This is a genomic window from Azospirillum sp. A29, from assembly GCF_042604625.1.
In the GTDB taxonomy this organism is placed as follows: Bacteria; Pseudomonadota; Alphaproteobacteria; order Azospirillales; family Azospirillaceae; genus Azospirillum; species Azospirillum palustre.
Genome location: NZ_CP170464.1, coordinates 167,176 through 182,311, shown reverse-complemented (window position 1 = coordinate 182,311; position 15,136 = coordinate 167,176). Strand labels below are relative to the sequence as shown.

14 protein-coding genes and 1 pseudogene are annotated in these 15,136 nt (G+C 67.4%); 10 read left to right on the top strand and 5 right to left on the bottom strand.

Annotation, left to right across the window (positions count from 1 at the left end; translation table 11 throughout):
- Nucleotides 1-38 precede the first annotated feature (38 nt).
- From ABNQ38_RS12935 to ABNQ38_RS12920, 4 genes are all read left to right on the top strand, one after another.
- Nucleotides 39-464 carry a YqaA family protein gene (locus tag ABNQ38_RS12935; protein WP_109452952.1) on the top strand — a complete coding sequence of 142 codons (426 nt, stop codon included), beginning with the start codon at nucleotides 39-41 and terminating at the stop codon, nucleotides 462-464.
- A gap of 241 nt (nucleotides 465-705) precedes the next feature.
- Nucleotides 706-2,181, top strand: a complete 1,476-nt coding sequence (ccoG, locus tag ABNQ38_RS12930; protein ID WP_377807775.1) for a cytochrome c oxidase accessory protein CcoG — start codon at nucleotides 706-708, stop codon at nucleotides 2,179-2,181.
- 211 nt (nucleotides 2,182-2,392) lie between these two features.
- Entirely contained in the window at nucleotides 2,393-2,950 is a 558-nt protein-coding gene (locus ABNQ38_RS12925) for a hypothetical protein (protein ID WP_377807774.1), read from the top strand.
- Between the two features lie 184 nt (nucleotides 2,951-3,134).
- The gene (locus tag ABNQ38_RS12920) at nucleotides 3,135-3,305 is read left to right on the top strand and encodes a hypothetical protein (protein WP_377807773.1); all 171 of its coding nucleotides are present in this window, start codon (nucleotides 3,135-3,137) and stop codon (nucleotides 3,303-3,305) included.
- Nucleotides 3,306-3,337: 32 nt separating this feature from the next.
- Here the strand turns inward: ABNQ38_RS12920 and ABNQ38_RS12915 are convergent, their stop codons facing one another.
- The 3 genes and pseudogenes from ABNQ38_RS12915 to ABNQ38_RS12905 form a co-directional block, all read right to left on the bottom strand.
- A complete protein-coding gene (locus ABNQ38_RS12915; RefSeq protein ID WP_377807772.1) occupies nucleotides 3,338-4,498 on the bottom strand; it encodes a cytochrome-c peroxidase in 1,161 nt (386 codons plus the stop codon).
- A gap of 141 nt (nucleotides 4,499-4,639) precedes the next feature.
- On the bottom strand, nucleotides 4,640-5,071 hold the full coding sequence (locus ABNQ38_RS12910) for a uroporphyrinogen-III synthase (protein ID WP_377807771.1): 432 nt from the start codon (nucleotides 5,069-5,071) through the stop codon (nucleotides 4,640-4,642).
- 71 nt (nucleotides 5,072-5,142) lie between these two features.
- Nucleotides 5,143-5,367: pseudogene (locus ABNQ38_RS12905) on the bottom strand (uroporphyrinogen-III synthase); the annotation flags it as partial.
- Nucleotides 5,368-5,669: 302 nt separating this feature from the next.
- On the opposite strand from ABNQ38_RS12905, the gene ABNQ38_RS12900 reads away from it, so the two are divergent.
- Nucleotides 5,670-6,866 carry an acyltransferase family protein gene (locus tag ABNQ38_RS12900; RefSeq protein WP_377807770.1) on the top strand — a complete coding sequence of 399 codons (1,197 nt, stop codon included), beginning with the start codon at nucleotides 5,670-5,672 and terminating at the stop codon, nucleotides 6,864-6,866.
- A 20-nt stretch (nucleotides 6,867-6,886) separates the two neighbouring features.
- Here the strand turns inward: ABNQ38_RS12900 and ABNQ38_RS12895 are convergent, their stop codons facing one another.
- Nucleotides 6,887-7,507, bottom strand: a complete 621-nt coding sequence (locus ABNQ38_RS12895; RefSeq protein ID WP_377807769.1) for a class I SAM-dependent methyltransferase — start codon at nucleotides 7,505-7,507, stop codon at nucleotides 6,887-6,889.
- Here ABNQ38_RS12895 and ABNQ38_RS12890 point away from each other — a divergent pair.
- From ABNQ38_RS12890 to ABNQ38_RS12880, 3 genes are all read left to right on the top strand, one after another.
- Complete coding sequence (locus tag ABNQ38_RS12890) at nucleotides 7,506-7,712, top strand: hypothetical protein (RefSeq protein ID WP_377807768.1); 207 nt, start codon at nucleotides 7,506-7,508, stop codon at nucleotides 7,710-7,712. The two genes, ABNQ38_RS12895 and ABNQ38_RS12890, sit on opposite strands and share 2 nt — an antisense overlap.
- A gap of 97 nt (nucleotides 7,713-7,809) precedes the next feature.
- Nucleotides 7,810-9,627: an ATP-binding protein gene (locus tag ABNQ38_RS12885; RefSeq protein WP_377807767.1), complete on the top strand. Its 1,818-nt coding sequence runs from the start codon at nucleotides 7,810-7,812 to the stop codon at nucleotides 9,625-9,627.
- A 7-nt stretch (nucleotides 9,628-9,634) separates the two neighbouring features.
- Complete coding sequence (locus tag ABNQ38_RS12880; protein ID WP_377807766.1) at nucleotides 9,635-11,017, top strand: sigma-54-dependent transcriptional regulator; 1,383 nt, start codon at nucleotides 9,635-9,637, stop codon at nucleotides 11,015-11,017.
- Nucleotides 11,018-11,024: 7 nt separating this feature from the next.
- Here ABNQ38_RS12880 and ABNQ38_RS12875 read toward each other — a convergent pair whose 3' ends face one another.
- On the bottom strand, nucleotides 11,025-12,800 hold the full coding sequence (locus ABNQ38_RS12875; protein ID WP_377807765.1) for a glycosyltransferase family 39 protein: 1,776 nt from the start codon (nucleotides 12,798-12,800) through the stop codon (nucleotides 11,025-11,027).
- A gap of 155 nt (nucleotides 12,801-12,955) precedes the next feature.
- Between ABNQ38_RS12875 and ABNQ38_RS12870 the strand changes: the two genes are divergently transcribed.
- On the top strand, nucleotides 12,956-13,432 hold the full coding sequence (locus ABNQ38_RS12870; RefSeq protein WP_377807764.1) for a MerR family DNA-binding transcriptional regulator: 477 nt from the start codon (nucleotides 12,956-12,958) through the stop codon (nucleotides 13,430-13,432).
- Entirely contained in the window at nucleotides 13,417-15,042 is a 1,626-nt protein-coding gene (locus tag ABNQ38_RS12865) for a 3-(methylthio)propionyl-CoA ligase (RefSeq protein WP_377807763.1), read from the top strand. The genes ABNQ38_RS12870 and ABNQ38_RS12865 overlap by 16 nt, the downstream gene beginning before the upstream one ends.
- Nucleotides 15,043-15,136 lie beyond the last annotated feature (94 nt).

The window sequence follows — 15,136 nt, the reverse complement described above, 5'->3', positions numbered from 1 at the left end:
GCGGCAGTCAAGCCGTTGACGGGAAAAGGATTTGCATGATGGGGGATGTCGCGGCCTATGGCAGCCTGTTCCTGGTGGCGCTGGTGGCCGCGACGATTTTTCCCGCCCAGTCCGAGCTTCTGCTCGCCGGGCTGCATGCTTCCGGCAACTATCACGACGGCCTGCTGATTCTGGTGGCGACTGTCGGAAATGTCGCCGGCTCCACGATCAACTGGGCGCTCGGCCGCTATCTGATGCATTTTCAGGACCGCCGCTGGTTCCCGGTTTCCCGCCCGCTGGTCGAACGGGCGACCGGATGGTACCAGCGTTTCGGCGTCTGGTCGTTGCTGCTGGCCTGGGTGCCGGTGATCGGCGATCCGCTGACGCTCGTCGCCGGCATCCTGCGCGTCGACCTGCGCCTGTTCCTGCTGCTGGTGACCGTCGGCAAGCTGGGACGGTACGTTGCGCTGATTGTTGCAATTTAGCACAGTATAGTAGCAGTATTGTTCGTGATACCGTTTGAATCCGACAACAATGAGCTTGTGAACGGGCCCGCCGGCACAGTATTAACGGACCCCGAAACGCGGATCCCTCGAACCGGTGGAAAGCCTCGGACCTGAAGGGGCTTTTCGGAATATCGACGTTGTTTGACAGAGGTCAAACGCGCCGCATCGGCGGTCGACTATGCTCCGCGCCAACGTGGAACCGGAAATCAGGCGCATCGACATGCCAGACGGAAGCATCGTTCAGCAGGGCCCCGCCCAACCCGCCAAGGTTCCGCTGTACGAAAACCATAAGACGATTCATCCGAAGGCGGTCAAGGGCCTCTATCGCCGCCTGAAGACCGTCACCTTCTCCGTTCTTCTGGCACTGTTCTTCATCGCCCCCTGGATCCGCTGGGAGCGCGGTCCCGATGCGCCGGCCCAGGCGGTGCTGTTCGACCTGACCACGCCGCGCTTCTTCCTGTTCTGGATCGAGATCTGGCCGCAGGAGATTTACTACCTCACCGGACTCCTGATCGTCGCGGCGCTGGGCCTGTTCCTGGCGACGGCGCTGGCCGGGCGTGTCTGGTGCGGCTTCGCCTGCCCGCACACGGTGTGGACCGACCTGTTCGTGTGGATCGAGCGCGTCTTCGAAGGCGACCGGGCGGAGCGCATCCGCATGGACAAGCAGCCCTGGACGACGCGCAAGATCCTGCGCAAGGCAGGCAAGCATGCCGGCTGGATTGCGCTGAGCCTCGTCACCGGCTTCGGCTTCCTCGCCTATTTCACCGACGCACCTGCCCTGCTGCACGATCTGGCCACCTTCCAGGCCAGCTACGAGGCGACGTCGTTCTTCGGCATCTTTGTCGGCATGACCTATGTGATGGCCGGCTGGACGCGCGAGCAGATGTGCATGTACATGTGCCCGTGGCCGCGCATCCAGAGCGCGATGTTGGACGAACATTCGCTCGTCGTCACCTATCAGGTCGACCGCGGCGACAACCGCGGCCCGAAGCGCAAATCGCAGAGCTGGGACGAGCGCCGCGCCCAGGGCTTCGGCGACTGCATCGACTGCGGCCAGTGCGTGCAGGTCTGCCCGATGGGCATCGACGTGCGCACCGGCGAGCAGTCAGACTGCATCAACTGCGGCCTGTGCGTCGACGCCTGCGACAGCATCATGATCCAGCAGGGCCTGCCCACCCGCCTGATCGCCTTCGATTCGCTGGCCGCCCAGGATACGCGGGCTTCCGGCAAGAGCTACCAGTGGCACCTGTTCCGTCCGCGCGTCATCGTCTATGCCCTGATGATGCTGGTCATCGGCGGTGCGATGGCCTGGAGCTTCGCGCTCCGCCCCAGCCTGAACATCACCGTTCTGCGCGACCGCGCCCCGCTGTTCGTGACGCTGTCGGACGGGTCGATCCGCAACGCCTACACCTTCAAGGTCGCCAACAAGACCCGGCAGAACCGCTCCTACACCCTCAGCGTCGCGGGCCTGACCAATGCCGACATCAAGGTGATCGGCGAGGCGGAAGACGAGGCCGCCGCCCACACCGCCATCATCTCGGCGGAGCCGGACAGCGTCGCCACCTACCGCGTCTATGTGACGGCCCCGCGCACGGCACTCACCGCCGCCTCCCTTCCCCTGACCTTCCAGCTGTCCGACACCGGCACCGCCGAGAAGAACAGCCGCGACAGCGTCTTCCTCGGCCCCGCCAACTGACGGTCGCCAACACCTCGGCATGAGCGCAAAAGGCGGTGGCCGTCGGAACGGCCTACCGCCTTTCGCTTTTGTGCGCAAAGGAGGGACGCCCGCATGGACAGTTTGCGCGGGCACCCGAGCCACTCACCTGACTCAAGCGAACACAGACTGGGCCACGGGAACACCGTGCCGCCCGGCAGCTTGGTGACGGGTGGCAGCGAGGTGAAATCCCATGCTTTTTGAATTCGAACCATCGGGCATCAACGACACCTATCTGCGCCTGATCCGCAACGGGCTGTCCTGCATCGTTGCACCGGCCGGGGCATGGAACGGGCTCGTCCGGGTGAATTACATCGTGGCCGGCACCCCCGGCAGCAGCGAACCCTACATGATCTTCCGCAGCCTCGATGTCGGCTGGGACGATGGCCGCTTCTGCTGGAAGGGGCGCGCGTCGCCGGTGACGACCAGCTCGGCCATGGTCGACATCCTGCTGGATCGCGGGATGGTGACGGAGGCGGAGGCGGAAGGGTTGCTGTTCGGCATCAACACGCCGGCGGCCGGCGCCACGTCGGACGAGTCGCTGATGATCCGCGCTCTGCTCGCCGGCTGCAGTTTCACCCCCGTCTACGATCAGCAGCCGCTCAGCAGCGAACCGCCGACGGTTGCCGGCTTCGCCATGCGCACCCTGTCCGATCCCGGCGCCTTCATGCTGGAGGCCCGCAACGGCATCCCCGTTCTGGACAGCGAGGCGCGCGACGCCCTGCGCCGGCTGGTCGGCGTGGTGATGTGACGCCCCCTGCCCTCCGTCTTTGGTCGAAGATTGCGGCGAAAGAGACCGATTCCCGGCCCAAAGGCGTAGGGGTTAGACCTTCGGGCGATAGAAACTGTCACAGTGCCAGGACATTCTTATTGCAACTGCTCACAGGAGCCACGCCGCCGCCGACTTAACCCCTTGCGAGAGAGTCCGATCAGCCATGAACGCCAGACTGTCCCACCGCTGCACCTCCCTGTTCGACCGCGCCCGCGCTGCTTGGCTCAGCCAACCGCTGGCCCGCAGGCTGTCCTCCCGCAAGGCCGCCGGACGCCCCCGGATATCGATGGAACTGCTGGATCTGGAACTCTTCCGCATCGACATCGGTCATTGAGGACCGTAGTCCGGCCCCATTCGGTGAGTGCGCTATTTCAACAGATGCTCGTACCGCGCATCGGTCAGCGTCTTCATGAAGGCGACCAGCGCCTTGACGCGGCGGGTATCCAGGGCGGGCGCCGATTCCAGTTCCTTTGACGACAGGTTCGCCGCCACCTCCGGCGGTCCCCACGGCTTGCCCGTCTCCGGGTTGAGCGCAGCCTTTTCCGTCCGGTTGTTGTAGTGGTCGTAGAAGCGGACCACCGTTTCCAAATCCTTGAACACCCCGTTGTGCATATAGGGGCCGGTCACCGCGACGTTGCGCAGGGTCGGTGTCTTGAATTTCCCCTCGTAAGCGGGCTTGGCCGCTGCCGGATTGTCGTGCAGCCCGCGGTCGGCGAACCCTGCCTTGGCCGTCGCCTCGCGCAGGGCGGGATTGGCCGGCACGCCGATGTTGTGGTGTTCGTAATTGGTGAAGGTCTCGCCCACGGCGGCCGGCATCGGCTTCAACTTGTGGCACTGGTTGCAGTTGGTGAACTGGGTGGAGAAGAACAGGGTCATCCCCAAATCCTCCTCCGCCGTCATCTTGTACTCGCCGCGCAGGGAGCGGTCGTATTTCGAGTCGAAGGGCGCAAAGCGGTCGGTCTTCTCGAAGGCGGCGATGCTGTCGCTCATCGCGTCATAGGCACGCTCCGCATCGTCCAGCACGCCGGCGCCGTAGAGCGCCACGAAGGCACGGGCATAGTCGGGATTCTCCGCCAGCCGGGCGCGTGCCTGCTCCTTGGACGTCAGCCCCATCTCCGCCGGATTCAGCGGCGGGCCGCCGGCCTGATCCTTCAGGGTGGCGGCGCGGCCGTCCCAGAACTGTCCGCCGACCGCCTTGCCGTCGGCCCTGATGTGGAAGGACGGCGTGAAGGCGGCATAGCTCGCCGTCGGCGCGTTGCGGTCGCCCACCGATTTGCCGTTGTCGCCGACCGACGCCGCCCCACCCGACCCGCCGGTGCGCGGATCGGCAAAGCCGAAATCCGGGTTGTGGCAGTCGGCGCAAGACTGGGTGCGGTTGGCCGACAGGGCGGTGTCCGAGAACAGCGCCTCCCCCAGCCTCTCCTTGCTTGAAAGATCGGCAGCGAACGCCGCCCCGCCTCCCGCCAGACCGGCCGAAAAGAGCGCCAGCACCAAGGCACGGGGCAGGAAAACGGGGAGAGTGGACATGATGACGCTCCTGGCAACGGCCACTGACTGAGGCCGACACTGAGCGTCAAAGGTTAAACGAGAGTGAGAATTGTTATCAATTGACCTGCGCAGAAGAGGGGTGGGGCGAAAGGTCGCTGGCCGGCAAAGGCGCCGGCACGATCAGGTCGGCCCGTTTCCATCCCCCTCGGTCAGCAGCCGGCGGATGGCGTTGACCAGCGGCTTCATGTGGAAGGTCGAGTCCGGAGAAACCGCGACGGTTCCGCCGGCCGCCTCCACCGCCTCGGCCACCACCGGACCGACGGCGGCGATGCGCGTCCTGGCGAAGCCCTGGCGGAAGGCGTCGCCAAGGCCGCAGGCCTCCGCCACCTCATGCAGACGCCGCACCTGGGGGGAGGCGGTGAAGGCGACGAAGTCGATGCGCCCCTCCGCCATGTCGCGGATCGCCGCCTGGACGGCGCCGGTCTCCGAATCGTTGGCGTAGCGGTAGGGGGTGACCGCCACCGGCAAGCCACCGCGCGCCCGCACCGCCTCCAGCAGCGGTTCGTTCGGGTTGTCGGGATAAAGCTGGATACCGACGCGGCGGCCGGACAATCCTCGTCCCCCAGCATGGCGATGACGCCGTCGGTGGTCGGGGCAGGAGCGGATTTGTAGGGGGCGCAGCCGATCTCGCGGAGCGCCTTCACCGGCTTCGGGCCACGGACGAAGACCCGCGCGCGGCCGATGGCGGCGATCACCTCGGTCTCGCGCTCTATGGCGCGGGCGACGGTCATCAGTCGCCGCAGCCCTTCGCCGGTCAGCAGGACGATGTCGTCGAACCCCTCGGTCAGCAGCCGCTCCAGCCACGCCCGTGCCGGTGCCGGGTCGTCGAGGTCGAGGATTTTTACCATCGGACAGCGGATCGTCTCGGCGCCATGCTGTTCCATCATGCCGGCGAACAGGTCGAGGTCCCGGCTTTCCGGCACCAGAATCCGCTTCCCCGCCAGATCGCCGCTCTGTCCGGCCATGGTCCCGCTCCCGTGATCGCCTGTGTGGTGCCGCCGAGACTAACAGCAGGCGGCGGGCGCGGTCACGCGGGATGGAGCGGTGGAGCCCAGCCGGAGACCGGCGAACAGCCTTGACAAGCGATCCGCAGGCATCTCCCCATCACGCGGCCCCACGAGGGCCGCGTATGACGATCCGGAACGACGCTATGGCTTTCTCCCCGCTCCTGTCGGTTTTCCTCTTCGCGGTGGCAATCTGCGCGTCCTGGGCCATTCTGCGCCTCGTTCCCCGTCCGCTTCGCCCGCAGGCCTGCCCCGAAAGCAGAAATGACGGCCGGTACGCCGCCATCGACGGGATGCGTGGGCTGCTGGCCTATGCCGTGTTCATCCATCACGGCATCATCACCTGGCAATACCTCCACACCGGCCTTTGGGCGCTGCCGCCCTCCCGGCTCTACACCCAACTGGGACAGGCCAGCGTGGCGCTGTTCTTCATGGTCACCGCTTTCCTGTTCTGGGACAAGCTGCTGAAGGCCGGTCCGGACATGGATTGGCTGGGCTTCGTGTCGTCCCGCTGTTACCGGGTCTATCCGGTCTATGCGGTCGCCGTGCTGCTGGTCGCGGTGCTGGCGCTGGCCTCGACGGGCTTCGAAGTCAGGACCGGTCCGCTCGACCTGCTGCGCCGGCTGGTTGGCTGGGCGACCTTCAAGGCTCCGCCCATCAATGGCATGGAGAATACCGGGCAGATCGTCGCCTATGCCACCTGGTCCCTACCCTACGAGCTGCTGTTCTACGCGGCGCTGCCGGCACTCGCCTTCCTGTTCACGCCGGCCCGCCGGCTGCGACCGGCTCTCGTCTCCATCGCGGCAACGCTGATCCTCCTGCTCTATTTCCGCAATTTCAGCCTTGCGGTGCTGGAGTGCTTCCTGGGCGGCATCGCCGCCGCCTGTGCGATCCACCGGCCCGGTCTCTTGCGGTTCGCGCGGTCGAACCGCGGTCTGGCTGTGGCGCTCGCCGGCCTGTCGGCGGCTGTGGCGGGCTTCGACACCGCCTATGCGCCGCTCCCCGTGCTGGGGCTCGGTCTGTTCTTCGTCGCCGTCGCCGCCGGTCAGAGATTCCGCGGAGCCCTGACCTGTCAGCCGGTTCTGTGGCTGGGGGAAATCAGCTACGGCGTCTATCTGCTGCACGGCATCGTGATCTGGACAGCAATCACCGCCAACGCTCCCGTGCGTTCGCTTGTCGGGGAGGATGCAGGGCTGTACGCGCTGGCGCTGGCGGGGACAGGCATCCTCGTCGTGGCGGTCGCCAGCCTCGTCCATCTGGCGATCGAGCGGCCGGCGATCATGGCCGGCAGGCGGAGCCGCGCCCTGCGTCGGAACGACCGTGCCGAGCGCGTCCCAGCCTGACGGATCGCGCTGATTACACTCTAGCCACGCCGGCAGTGCAGCAGGCTGAACAGCCCGAAGGGCGGCAGCGTGCGGATGCTCTCCACCGCCAGCCGCGACCCGGTCATCATCGCATCGAGCGTGAAGTCCGGCCGCCAGCCGAGCTTCTTCGACAAGGGCGACAGCCACCCCTCCACCGCGCGGCGGACACCGGCTTCGGGGGCGGCGAAGTGGTTGACGATCACGATGTCGCCGCCGGGTTTGCAGACGCGCTCCAACTCCGCCATCGTGCCCTGGGGGTCGGGGACGACGGTCATCACATACATGGCGACCACCACGTCGAAGCTGCCGTCGGCGAAGGCCAGCTTGCCGGCATCCATCTCCAGCAGCCCCTCGACATGGTCGAGCTTCTCGCGCTCCACCCGGTCCTGCGCCACCTTCAGCATGTCGGTGGACAGGTCGATGCCGACGACGCGGTTGTCCTTGCGATAGTCGGACAGCGACAGGCCGGTGCCGACGCCGACCTCCAGAATACGCAGGCCGCCGCGGCGGTTCAGCCACTCCACCGCCGCATGCCGGCCCGATGCCAGAAGCACCCCGAACACGCGGTCGTAGAAGCCGGCGTAGCGGCGATAAGCGGCGCGAATGGATTCGGCGTCCATGATCCTGTCCCCCCGTTTCGATCCCGTTGCCGGCAGTTGCGGCAAGGTCGAGCCCAAGCCGTCGGCGGCGCACCATAGCCGGCTTTCGTGCACCATGAAAGTGACGCAAACAACAAAACCCGGCCAATGTCACGGATCGGACGGCTGTTCATTTGACATAGGCATAGAAATGATTCCCCGTCATTTCCTGTCCGGACTTTCTTGATTAAACGTTCATTCAAAATCCGGCGCTGCTTTACCGCTCCGTCGCTCCGTCGGAAAAGGCGCTGGACAGCGTCGCCCCGGCGGCTCCATAGACAGGCATGGTCGACACCGTTCCCCCCCGTCCGCTGCGCCGCCGCAGGATGGCGATCCTCGTCGCGGCGCTGGCCGCGGTGACGGCATTGGCCTGCTGGGGCGCCTATCGCTGGGCAGAGGCGGAGGCGCGGGCGGCGCTGACCCTCAACGGCGACCAGCGTCTCGGCCTCTATGCCAGCAGCATCCGCAACGCGGTCGGCCGTTACGACTATCTGCCCTTCCTGCTCGCCCGCGACCATGAGGTGCTCGACCTGCTCGACGCGCCTTCGGACCTGCAGCGGGACGCCGTGAACCGGCGGCTGGAGACGGCGAACGCGGCGGCCGGATCGGCGGCGCTCTATGTGGTGGACCGCAAGGGATTGGCGTTGGCGGCCAGCAACTGGGCCGATCCGGTGCAGAGCTTCATCGGCCATACTTACGACTTCCGCCCCTATTTCCGTCAGGCGGTGGAGAGTGGCAGCGGCCGTTACTTCGGCATCGGCGTCACCACCGGGCTGCCCGGCTATTTCCTGTCGCATGCGGTGCGTCGGGGCGAGGCGCTGACCGGCGTCGCCGTGGTCAAGATCGATCTGGAACCGGTGCAGCGCGACTGGGCGGCTGGCGGCGAGCGGGTGCTGGTGACCGACGAGAACGGCATCGTCTTCCTGTCCAGCCATGCCGAATGGAAATACCGCGCCCTGCGCCCGCTGCCCGATGCGGTGACGGACAGGCTGGCCCAGACCCGCCAGTATGACCACAGCGACCTCCCCCCGCTCGGCCTGCATGACGGCCCGCTGATGGAATACGGCGCCCGGCTGGTCAGCCTTCCGATCTCTGCCCCGGGGGCCTCCGGCCCGGGCGCAACCCGCCGCGCCTTTCTGATGCAGGAGCTTGCGCTGCCGGAGTTCGGATGGACCATCCGCTTCCTGTCCGATCTGGAACCGGTGAAGGCGGAGGCCACCGGTGCCGCCATACTGACTGCCATGGGCATCCTGCTGCTGGCCGCCGCAACGGCGCTGGGCTGGCAGCGGCGCCAGACCCTGCGGCTCCAGCGTGAGGCGCGGGTGACGCTGGAACGCCGGGTGGAGGAACGCACGGCCGAACTGGTGACCGCCAACCGCATCCTGCGCGACGCGCAGGAGGAGCTGGTGCAGGCCGGCAAGCTGGCGGCACTCGGCCAGATGTCGGCGGCGCTGGCCCATGAGATCAACCAGCCGCTGGCCGCCATCCGCACCTTCGTCGCCTCCACCCGGCTGCTGGCCGAGCGGGGGGAAACGGCGATGGTCCGCGACAACCTCGCCATGATCGGCGATCTGGCGGAGCGGATGGCGCTGCTGTCCGGCCATTTGAAAGAGTTCGCCCGCAAGGGGCCGGCACGGGTGGAGGCCGTTCCGGTCGCCCGCGCCATGGACCGCGCGCTGGCCCTGCTGACCTCCCGCCTGCGCGAGGAAGAGGTGCAGGTTGACCGGTCGATCCCGCCCGACGCCTTTGTTCGCGGCGACGCGGTGCGGCTGGAGCAGGTCTTCGTCAACCTGCTGCGCAATGCTGCCGACGCCATGGAGGACAGCGGGGACCGGCGCCTGACCCTGACCGCCACCCGCAATGCCGCTCCAAACGGCGACAACTGGGAAATCCGCATCCGCGACACCGGCACCGGCATTGCCGAGGCGCACCAGTTCCAGCTGTTCGACCCCTTCTTCACCACCAAGGAGGTCGGACAGGGGCTTGGCCTCGGGCTGTCACTATCCTATGGCATCGTGCGCGACTTCGGCGGCACGCTGCGGGCGGAGAACAATCCCGAGGGCGGCGCCTGCTTCGTCGTTCAGCTGCCGGAGGCACAGTGAGGGCCAGATGAAGACCGATCCGCTTGCCACCTCCGTGCTTTTCATCGACGACGAGTTGGCGATGCGCGTGTCGGTGACGCAATGGCTGCAACTGGCCGGCTTCGCGGCACAGGGCTTCGAGACGCCGCAGCCGGCGCTGGACCTGCTGTCGCCCGACTTTCCTGGCGTGCTGGTGACCGACGTGCGGATGCCGCGGATGGACGGCATGGCCGTGCTGGAGCGGGCGCTGGAGCGCGACGCCGACCTGCCGGTGATCCTGGTGACCGGCCATGGCGACGTGGCCCTGGCGGTGGAGGCGATGCGGCGCGGCGCCTACGACTTCATCGAGAAGCCCTTCGAGCCCGACAATCTGGTCGCCGTCCTCCGCCGCGCGGTGGAGAAGCGCCGTCTGGTGCTGGAGAATCGCGGCCTGCGCCGCCGCGCGGCCGGCGGCGGGATCGAGGCGCGGCTGATCGGCACCTCTCCCGCCATCGCCGAGTTGCGGCGCGACCTGATCGACCTCGCCGCCACCAGCGCCAGCGTGCTGATCCATGGCGAGACCGGCACGGGGAAGGAACTTGTCGCCCGCTGCCTGCACGATTTCGGTCCCAGAGGCTCAAAGGGCGCTTTCGTCGCCGTCAATTGCGGCGCCATCCCCGACAGCATGGCGGAGAGCGAGCTTTTCGGGCACGAGCCCGGCGCCTTCACCGGCGCCACCCAGCGCCGCACCGGCAAGCTGGAGCATTCCAGCGGCGGCACCCTGTTCCTCGACGAGATCGAGAGCATGCCGCTCGCCATCCAGGTCAAGCTGCTGCGCGCGCTCCAGGAACGCACCATCGAACGGCTGGGCTCCAACAAGCAGGTCGCGGTCGATCTGCGGCTGGTCGCGGCGACCAAGATCGACCTGCTCGACCTCAGCGAGGAGGGGCGCTTCCGCGCCGACCTCTATTACCGGCTGAACGTGGCGGAACTGCACATCCCGCCGCTGCGGGCGCGGGCGGAGGATATTCCGCTGCTGTTCGACTATTTCACCGCCGAGTTCGCCACCCGCCATGGCCGCGAACCGCGTCCGCTGGAGCCGGCCGACCTCGACGCCCTGCTCGCCCACGACTGGCCCGGCAATGTGCGGGAGCTGCGCAATCTGGCCGAACGCCACGTCCTGTCGGTGGGGCGCAGCGGCGTTGCCGGCCTGCTGCGCCGCCGCCCCGTCGGGGGAGAGACGGCGGCACCGCCGCGCGCCCTGGCCGATCAGGTCGATGCCTTCGAAAAACGGGTGATCGAACAGGCGCTGGAGCGCTGCAAGGGCGACATCAAGGCGGTGATGGACCTGCTGGACATCCCCCGCCGCACCCTGAACGAAAAGATGGCCCGCCACGGGCTGGACCGCACCCGCTTCCTGCCACGGGGATAGCCGACCGTCACCACCAGTGGCGCTGCTGGCGGCCGGTGCGCAGGCGGGCCATTTCGACGGTCGTTGCCGGTTCCTCCGGCTTGCGCAGATCCTTCACCACCGCCAGCAGCGCGCCGTCACGCTCGACCTCCGCCACCGTCGGGCCGGCCATCAGCGTGTCGCAATCCTCCTGCGTCGGCGCGATGAAGAAGTCGGCGCGGGTCCAGTCGGTGACCCAATGCAGGTTGGCCGGCGCCAGCTTCTCGAAAGCCAGCGGTTCGGCGCAGACGGCGACGCTGTAGCTGCGGTGGCGGTGGGTGCGCGCCTCCTCCGCGGCGATGACCTCCGACAAATCCTCGACCGCTTCGGGCAGGCTGTTGGCCCAGTAATCGACATCGTACCTGCGCACCGCGCCGGCGACGCCGCCGACCAGCTCGTTGAAATAGACATATTCGTTGGGATGCAGCGACTCCAGGACCACCGCCTCGCGCCCCAGGACCAGCGCCAGCGCAAGTCCGGCCAGCACGGTGGCCGATAGCCCGCGCCCGGTTCGCTGGGACACGCCGAACCTCCAGGCGCCGGCCCAGCCGAGCAGCCGGTCGAGCCCGATGCCGCCCAGAACGGCCAGCGGCGGCAGCACGAACAGGAAATGGCGGATCGCCGTATAGCCGGGCGCATGGGTGACGGTAAACCAGACCACCGGAAACAGCGCCGCCAGCGCCACCAGCCCGCAACCGACCGCGCGGGCGATGCCCTCCCCACCGGCCAGCCGGTCCCGATGCATGGCCGCCGGCAGAACCAGCAGCCCCAGCACGGCACCGCCCAGCATCACAAGCGGCAGCTTGATCCCGAGATACCAGACCAGATAGCTGCGCGGCACCTCATACATCCAATATTCCGAACCGCCCAGCAGGGTGCGGATCGGGTAATGGAAGTGCGAGAAATCGGCCAGCGCCCGCAAGGGGTTCAGCGGCTCCAGCACCGCCCAGGGCCAGAAGACCGCCATCAGCCCATAGGCGACCGGCAGCGCCGGCAGCAGGCGCGGCGTTCCCCGCCCGGACTCGCGAAGCCGGGCAACGGAGACGCCGCCCAGCAGCAGCCAGCCCGCCAGCAGCGCCGCCGCATAGCCAAACAGCAGCAGCGCCCCGACCCGGATGCCCAGCGCCAGCCCGGCGACGACACCGAATCCCAGCACCGTGGGCAGGCTCGGCCGTGGCATCTGCCCGGCCAGCCGGACCAGCAGCGCCACCCCCGCCATCATCAGCACGGCAAAGGGCACGTCCTTGGTGTGGTTGAACAGCCCGCCATACCAGGGACCGCACAGCGCCAGCAGCGCCCCGGCGAGGAATCCGGCCCGCGGCCCTGCCAGCCGGCGGCCGACGCCCCACACCACTGCGATCCCCGCCACCCCGATCAGGGCACAGAGCAGATGCCGCGTCTCGTACGGGTCGAAGGGCAGCAGCGGCGCCAGCGCCACCGCCGCCATGTCGAACAGTCCGCCATAGAGATAGAGGTTCTTGTAGGAGAAGGCCGAATCGTCGCAGAAGCCGCTGCGGTACCAGTCGATCAGCTTGGCGCCGTAGACATGCTGCACCTCCTCATCGTTGGAGATGCCGTACTGCCGGAAGGTGACGGCGACCAGTACCAGCAGGGCCAGCAGTCCCAATACCGCGGCAAGGTCCCACGGCTCGCCGATCGGACGGCGCAAAAAGCTGGTCCTCCCCGTCACCCCACTCCCCCGCTTCCCGTCCGCCTGCATGCCGAAGTCCGAGCGCAGGAAGCACCGGCCGCCGTGGCTTGTCATGTGAAATCTCTGCCACAGTGGCACCGCGCCGTCCGCAGACCGGGTGTCGCGGCGCAGGACGGGACAGCCTGACAGGACATAAAGCCTGCTTTAGCTCATTGACGTTGACTTGCCCCCGCCACCCGTGGCGAAATCGTCGGCACAGGGGATTGTTCATGGCCGAACGGGATCGGGTATATGGCGTGACGGAGCTGGCGGCGGAGTTCGACCTCACGCCGCAGGCGCTGCGCTATTACGAGGAAAAGGGGCTGCTGGCACCGCAACGCGCCGGAGGGCGGCGGGTGTTCACCTACCGCGACCGCGCGCGGCTGATGATGATCCTGAAGTTCCGCCGGGTCGGCTTCTCGCTGGAGCAGATCGCCGAATATCTCGCCCACTACCGCTCCGGCCGGCCGAGTGCCGGGCAATACCGCGACGGGCTGCGCAAAATCCGCGCCCGCCTCGTTGAGCTTGAGCGGATGCGCTCCGAAATCAGCGAGGTGATCCTTGAGCTGGAGGCGATGGAGGCCGACGCCGAACGGCGGCTCACCGCCTGCACGCATGACGATGCCCCACCACCAGACGACCCAAAACCAAACTGTCCAAAACCAGAAGCGACCGAACCGGGAGTGAAACGATGCTGCGCGGAATGATGATGAATGGCCCCCTGCTGGTGACGTCGATCCTGCGTCACGCAGCGCTCTACCATGCCGACACCGAGATCGTGTCGCGCACCACCGAGGGGCCGATCCACCGCTACACCTACGCCGACGCCTGGGTCCGCGCCCAGAAGCTGGCGAACGCGCTGGCGGCCTTGGGCATGAAGCCGGGCGACCGCATCGGGACGCTGGCCTGGAACGGCTACCGCCATTTGGAATGCTATTACGGCATCGGCGGTTCGGGCATGGTCTGCCACACCATCAACCCACGCCTGTTCCCGGAACAGATCGCCTACATCGTCAACCACGCCGAAGACCGGCTGCTGTTCACCGACCTGACCTTCGTGCCGCTGCTGGAGGGCATTGCCCACGAGCTGACCGGGCTGAAGGGCATCGTCGTGATGACCGACCGCGCCAACATGCCGGCCTCCAGCCTGCCCAACCTGCTGTGCTACGAGGATCTGCTGGCCGACCAGCCGGACGGCTTCGACTGGCCGGAGCTGGATGAGAACACCGCCTGCAGCATGTGCTACACCTCCGGCACCACCGGCAACCCGAAGGGCGTGCTGTACAGCCACCGCTCCTCCTACCTGCATGCCATCGCCGCCTGCCTGCCGGATGTGTTCGGCCTGTCGGCGTCGGACGTGGTGCTGCCGGTGGTGCCGATGTTCCACGTCAATGCCTGGGGCACCCCCTATGCGGCGCCGATGGTCGGCGCCAAGCTCGTCTTCCCCGGCGGCAAGCTGGACGGCGCCAGCCTGTACGAGCTGTTCGAGAGCGAGAAGGTCACCAACAGCGCCGGCGTGCCGACCGTCTGGCTCGCCTTGCTGAACTGGCTGGACGCCAACAAGAAAAAGCTGACCACGATGCGCCGGATCGCCATCGGCGGTTCCGCCTGCCCGCCGGTGATGATCCAGCGCTTCCAGGAGATGGGGGTGGAGGTCCTGCATGCCTGGGGCATGACGGAGACCAGCCCGCTCGGCCTCGCCAACAGGCCAAAGGGCAAGCATCACGGACAGGATGCCGAGGCCGCCCTGGCCCTGGCCTCCCGGCAGGGGCGACCGATCTGCGGCGTGCAGTTCCGCGTCGTCGACGGCTCCGGCAACGATGTGGCACGCGACGGCACCAGCTTCGGCCGGCTGCTGGTGCGCGGCCCGACCGTCTGCTCCGGCTATTTCGGCGTGACGGAAAGCCCGGCCCACCAGACGGTGCCGGGCTGGTTCGAGACCGGCGACGTGGTGACGATGGACGCCGACGGCTATGTCCAGATCGTCGACCGCACCAAGGATGTCATCAAATCGGGCGGCGAGTGGATCAGTTCCATCGACCTCGAGAACATCGCCGTCGGCCATCCCGGCGTCCAGGAAGCCGCCGCCGTCGCGGTGCCCGACGAGAAATGGGGCGAGCGCCCGATGCTGGTCGTCGTCCGCAAGCCGGACTCCGCCGTGACGCGCGAGGAGTTGCTGGCGGTCTTCGAGGGCAAGGTGGCGAAATGGTGCATCCCAGACGATGTCCGCTTCGTCGACAGCCTGCCCCACACCGCCACCGGCAAGCTGCTGAAGAGCGAGATCCGCCACATGCTGGCCGACCGCGAAGGGGTCTGACCGGAGAAGAATCGGGCCGGAAAAGAAACGGGCCGGACGGCAGCGACCGTCCGGCCCAGTGTCCCCGCTAACCGGCGAGGACGACGCACCCGAG

Excerpts from the sequence above, each read along its gene's own strand:
- ABNQ38_RS12870 (WP_377807764.1), top strand. The coding sequence starts at position 12,956 with ATGGCCGAACGGGATCGGGTATATGGCGTGACGGAGCTGGCGGCGGAG.
- ABNQ38_RS12890 (WP_377807768.1), top strand. The coding sequence starts at position 7,506 with ATGATCCTGTCCCCCCGTTTCGATCCCGTTGCCGGCAGTTGCGGCAAG.
- ABNQ38_RS12900 (WP_377807770.1), top strand. The coding sequence starts at position 5,670 with ATGGCTTTCTCCCCGCTCCTGTCGGTTTTCCTCTTCGCGGTGGCAATC.
- ccoG (WP_377807775.1), top strand. The coding sequence starts at position 706 with ATGCCAGACGGAAGCATCGTTCAGCAGGGCCCCGCCCAACCCGCCAAG.
- ABNQ38_RS12880 (WP_377807766.1), top strand. The coding sequence starts at position 9,635 with ATGAAGACCGATCCGCTTGCCACCTCCGTGCTTTTCATCGACGACGAG.
- ABNQ38_RS12925 (WP_377807774.1), top strand. The coding sequence starts at position 2,393 with ATGCTTTTTGAATTCGAACCATCGGGCATCAACGACACCTATCTGCGC.
- ABNQ38_RS12935 (WP_109452952.1), top strand. The coding sequence starts at position 39 with ATGGGGGATGTCGCGGCCTATGGCAGCCTGTTCCTGGTGGCGCTGGTG.
- ABNQ38_RS12875 (WP_377807765.1), bottom strand. The coding sequence starts at position 12,800 with ATGACAAGCCACGGCGGCCGGTGCTTCCTGCGCTCGGACTTCGGCATG.
- ABNQ38_RS12895 (WP_377807769.1), bottom strand. The coding sequence starts at position 7,507 with ATGGACGCCGAATCCATTCGCGCCGCTTATCGCCGCTACGCCGGCTTC.
- ABNQ38_RS12915 (WP_377807772.1), bottom strand. The coding sequence starts at position 4,498 with ATGTCCACTCTCCCCGTTTTCCTGCCCCGTGCCTTGGTGCTGGCGCTC.
- ABNQ38_RS12865 (WP_377807763.1), top strand. The coding sequence starts at position 13,417 with ATGCTGCGCGGAATGATGATGAATGGCCCCCTGCTGGTGACGTCGATC.
- ABNQ38_RS12885 (WP_377807767.1), top strand. The coding sequence starts at position 7,810 with ATGGTCGACACCGTTCCCCCCCGTCCGCTGCGCCGCCGCAGGATGGCG.
- ABNQ38_RS12920 (WP_377807773.1), top strand. The coding sequence starts at position 3,135 with ATGAACGCCAGACTGTCCCACCGCTGCACCTCCCTGTTCGACCGCGCC.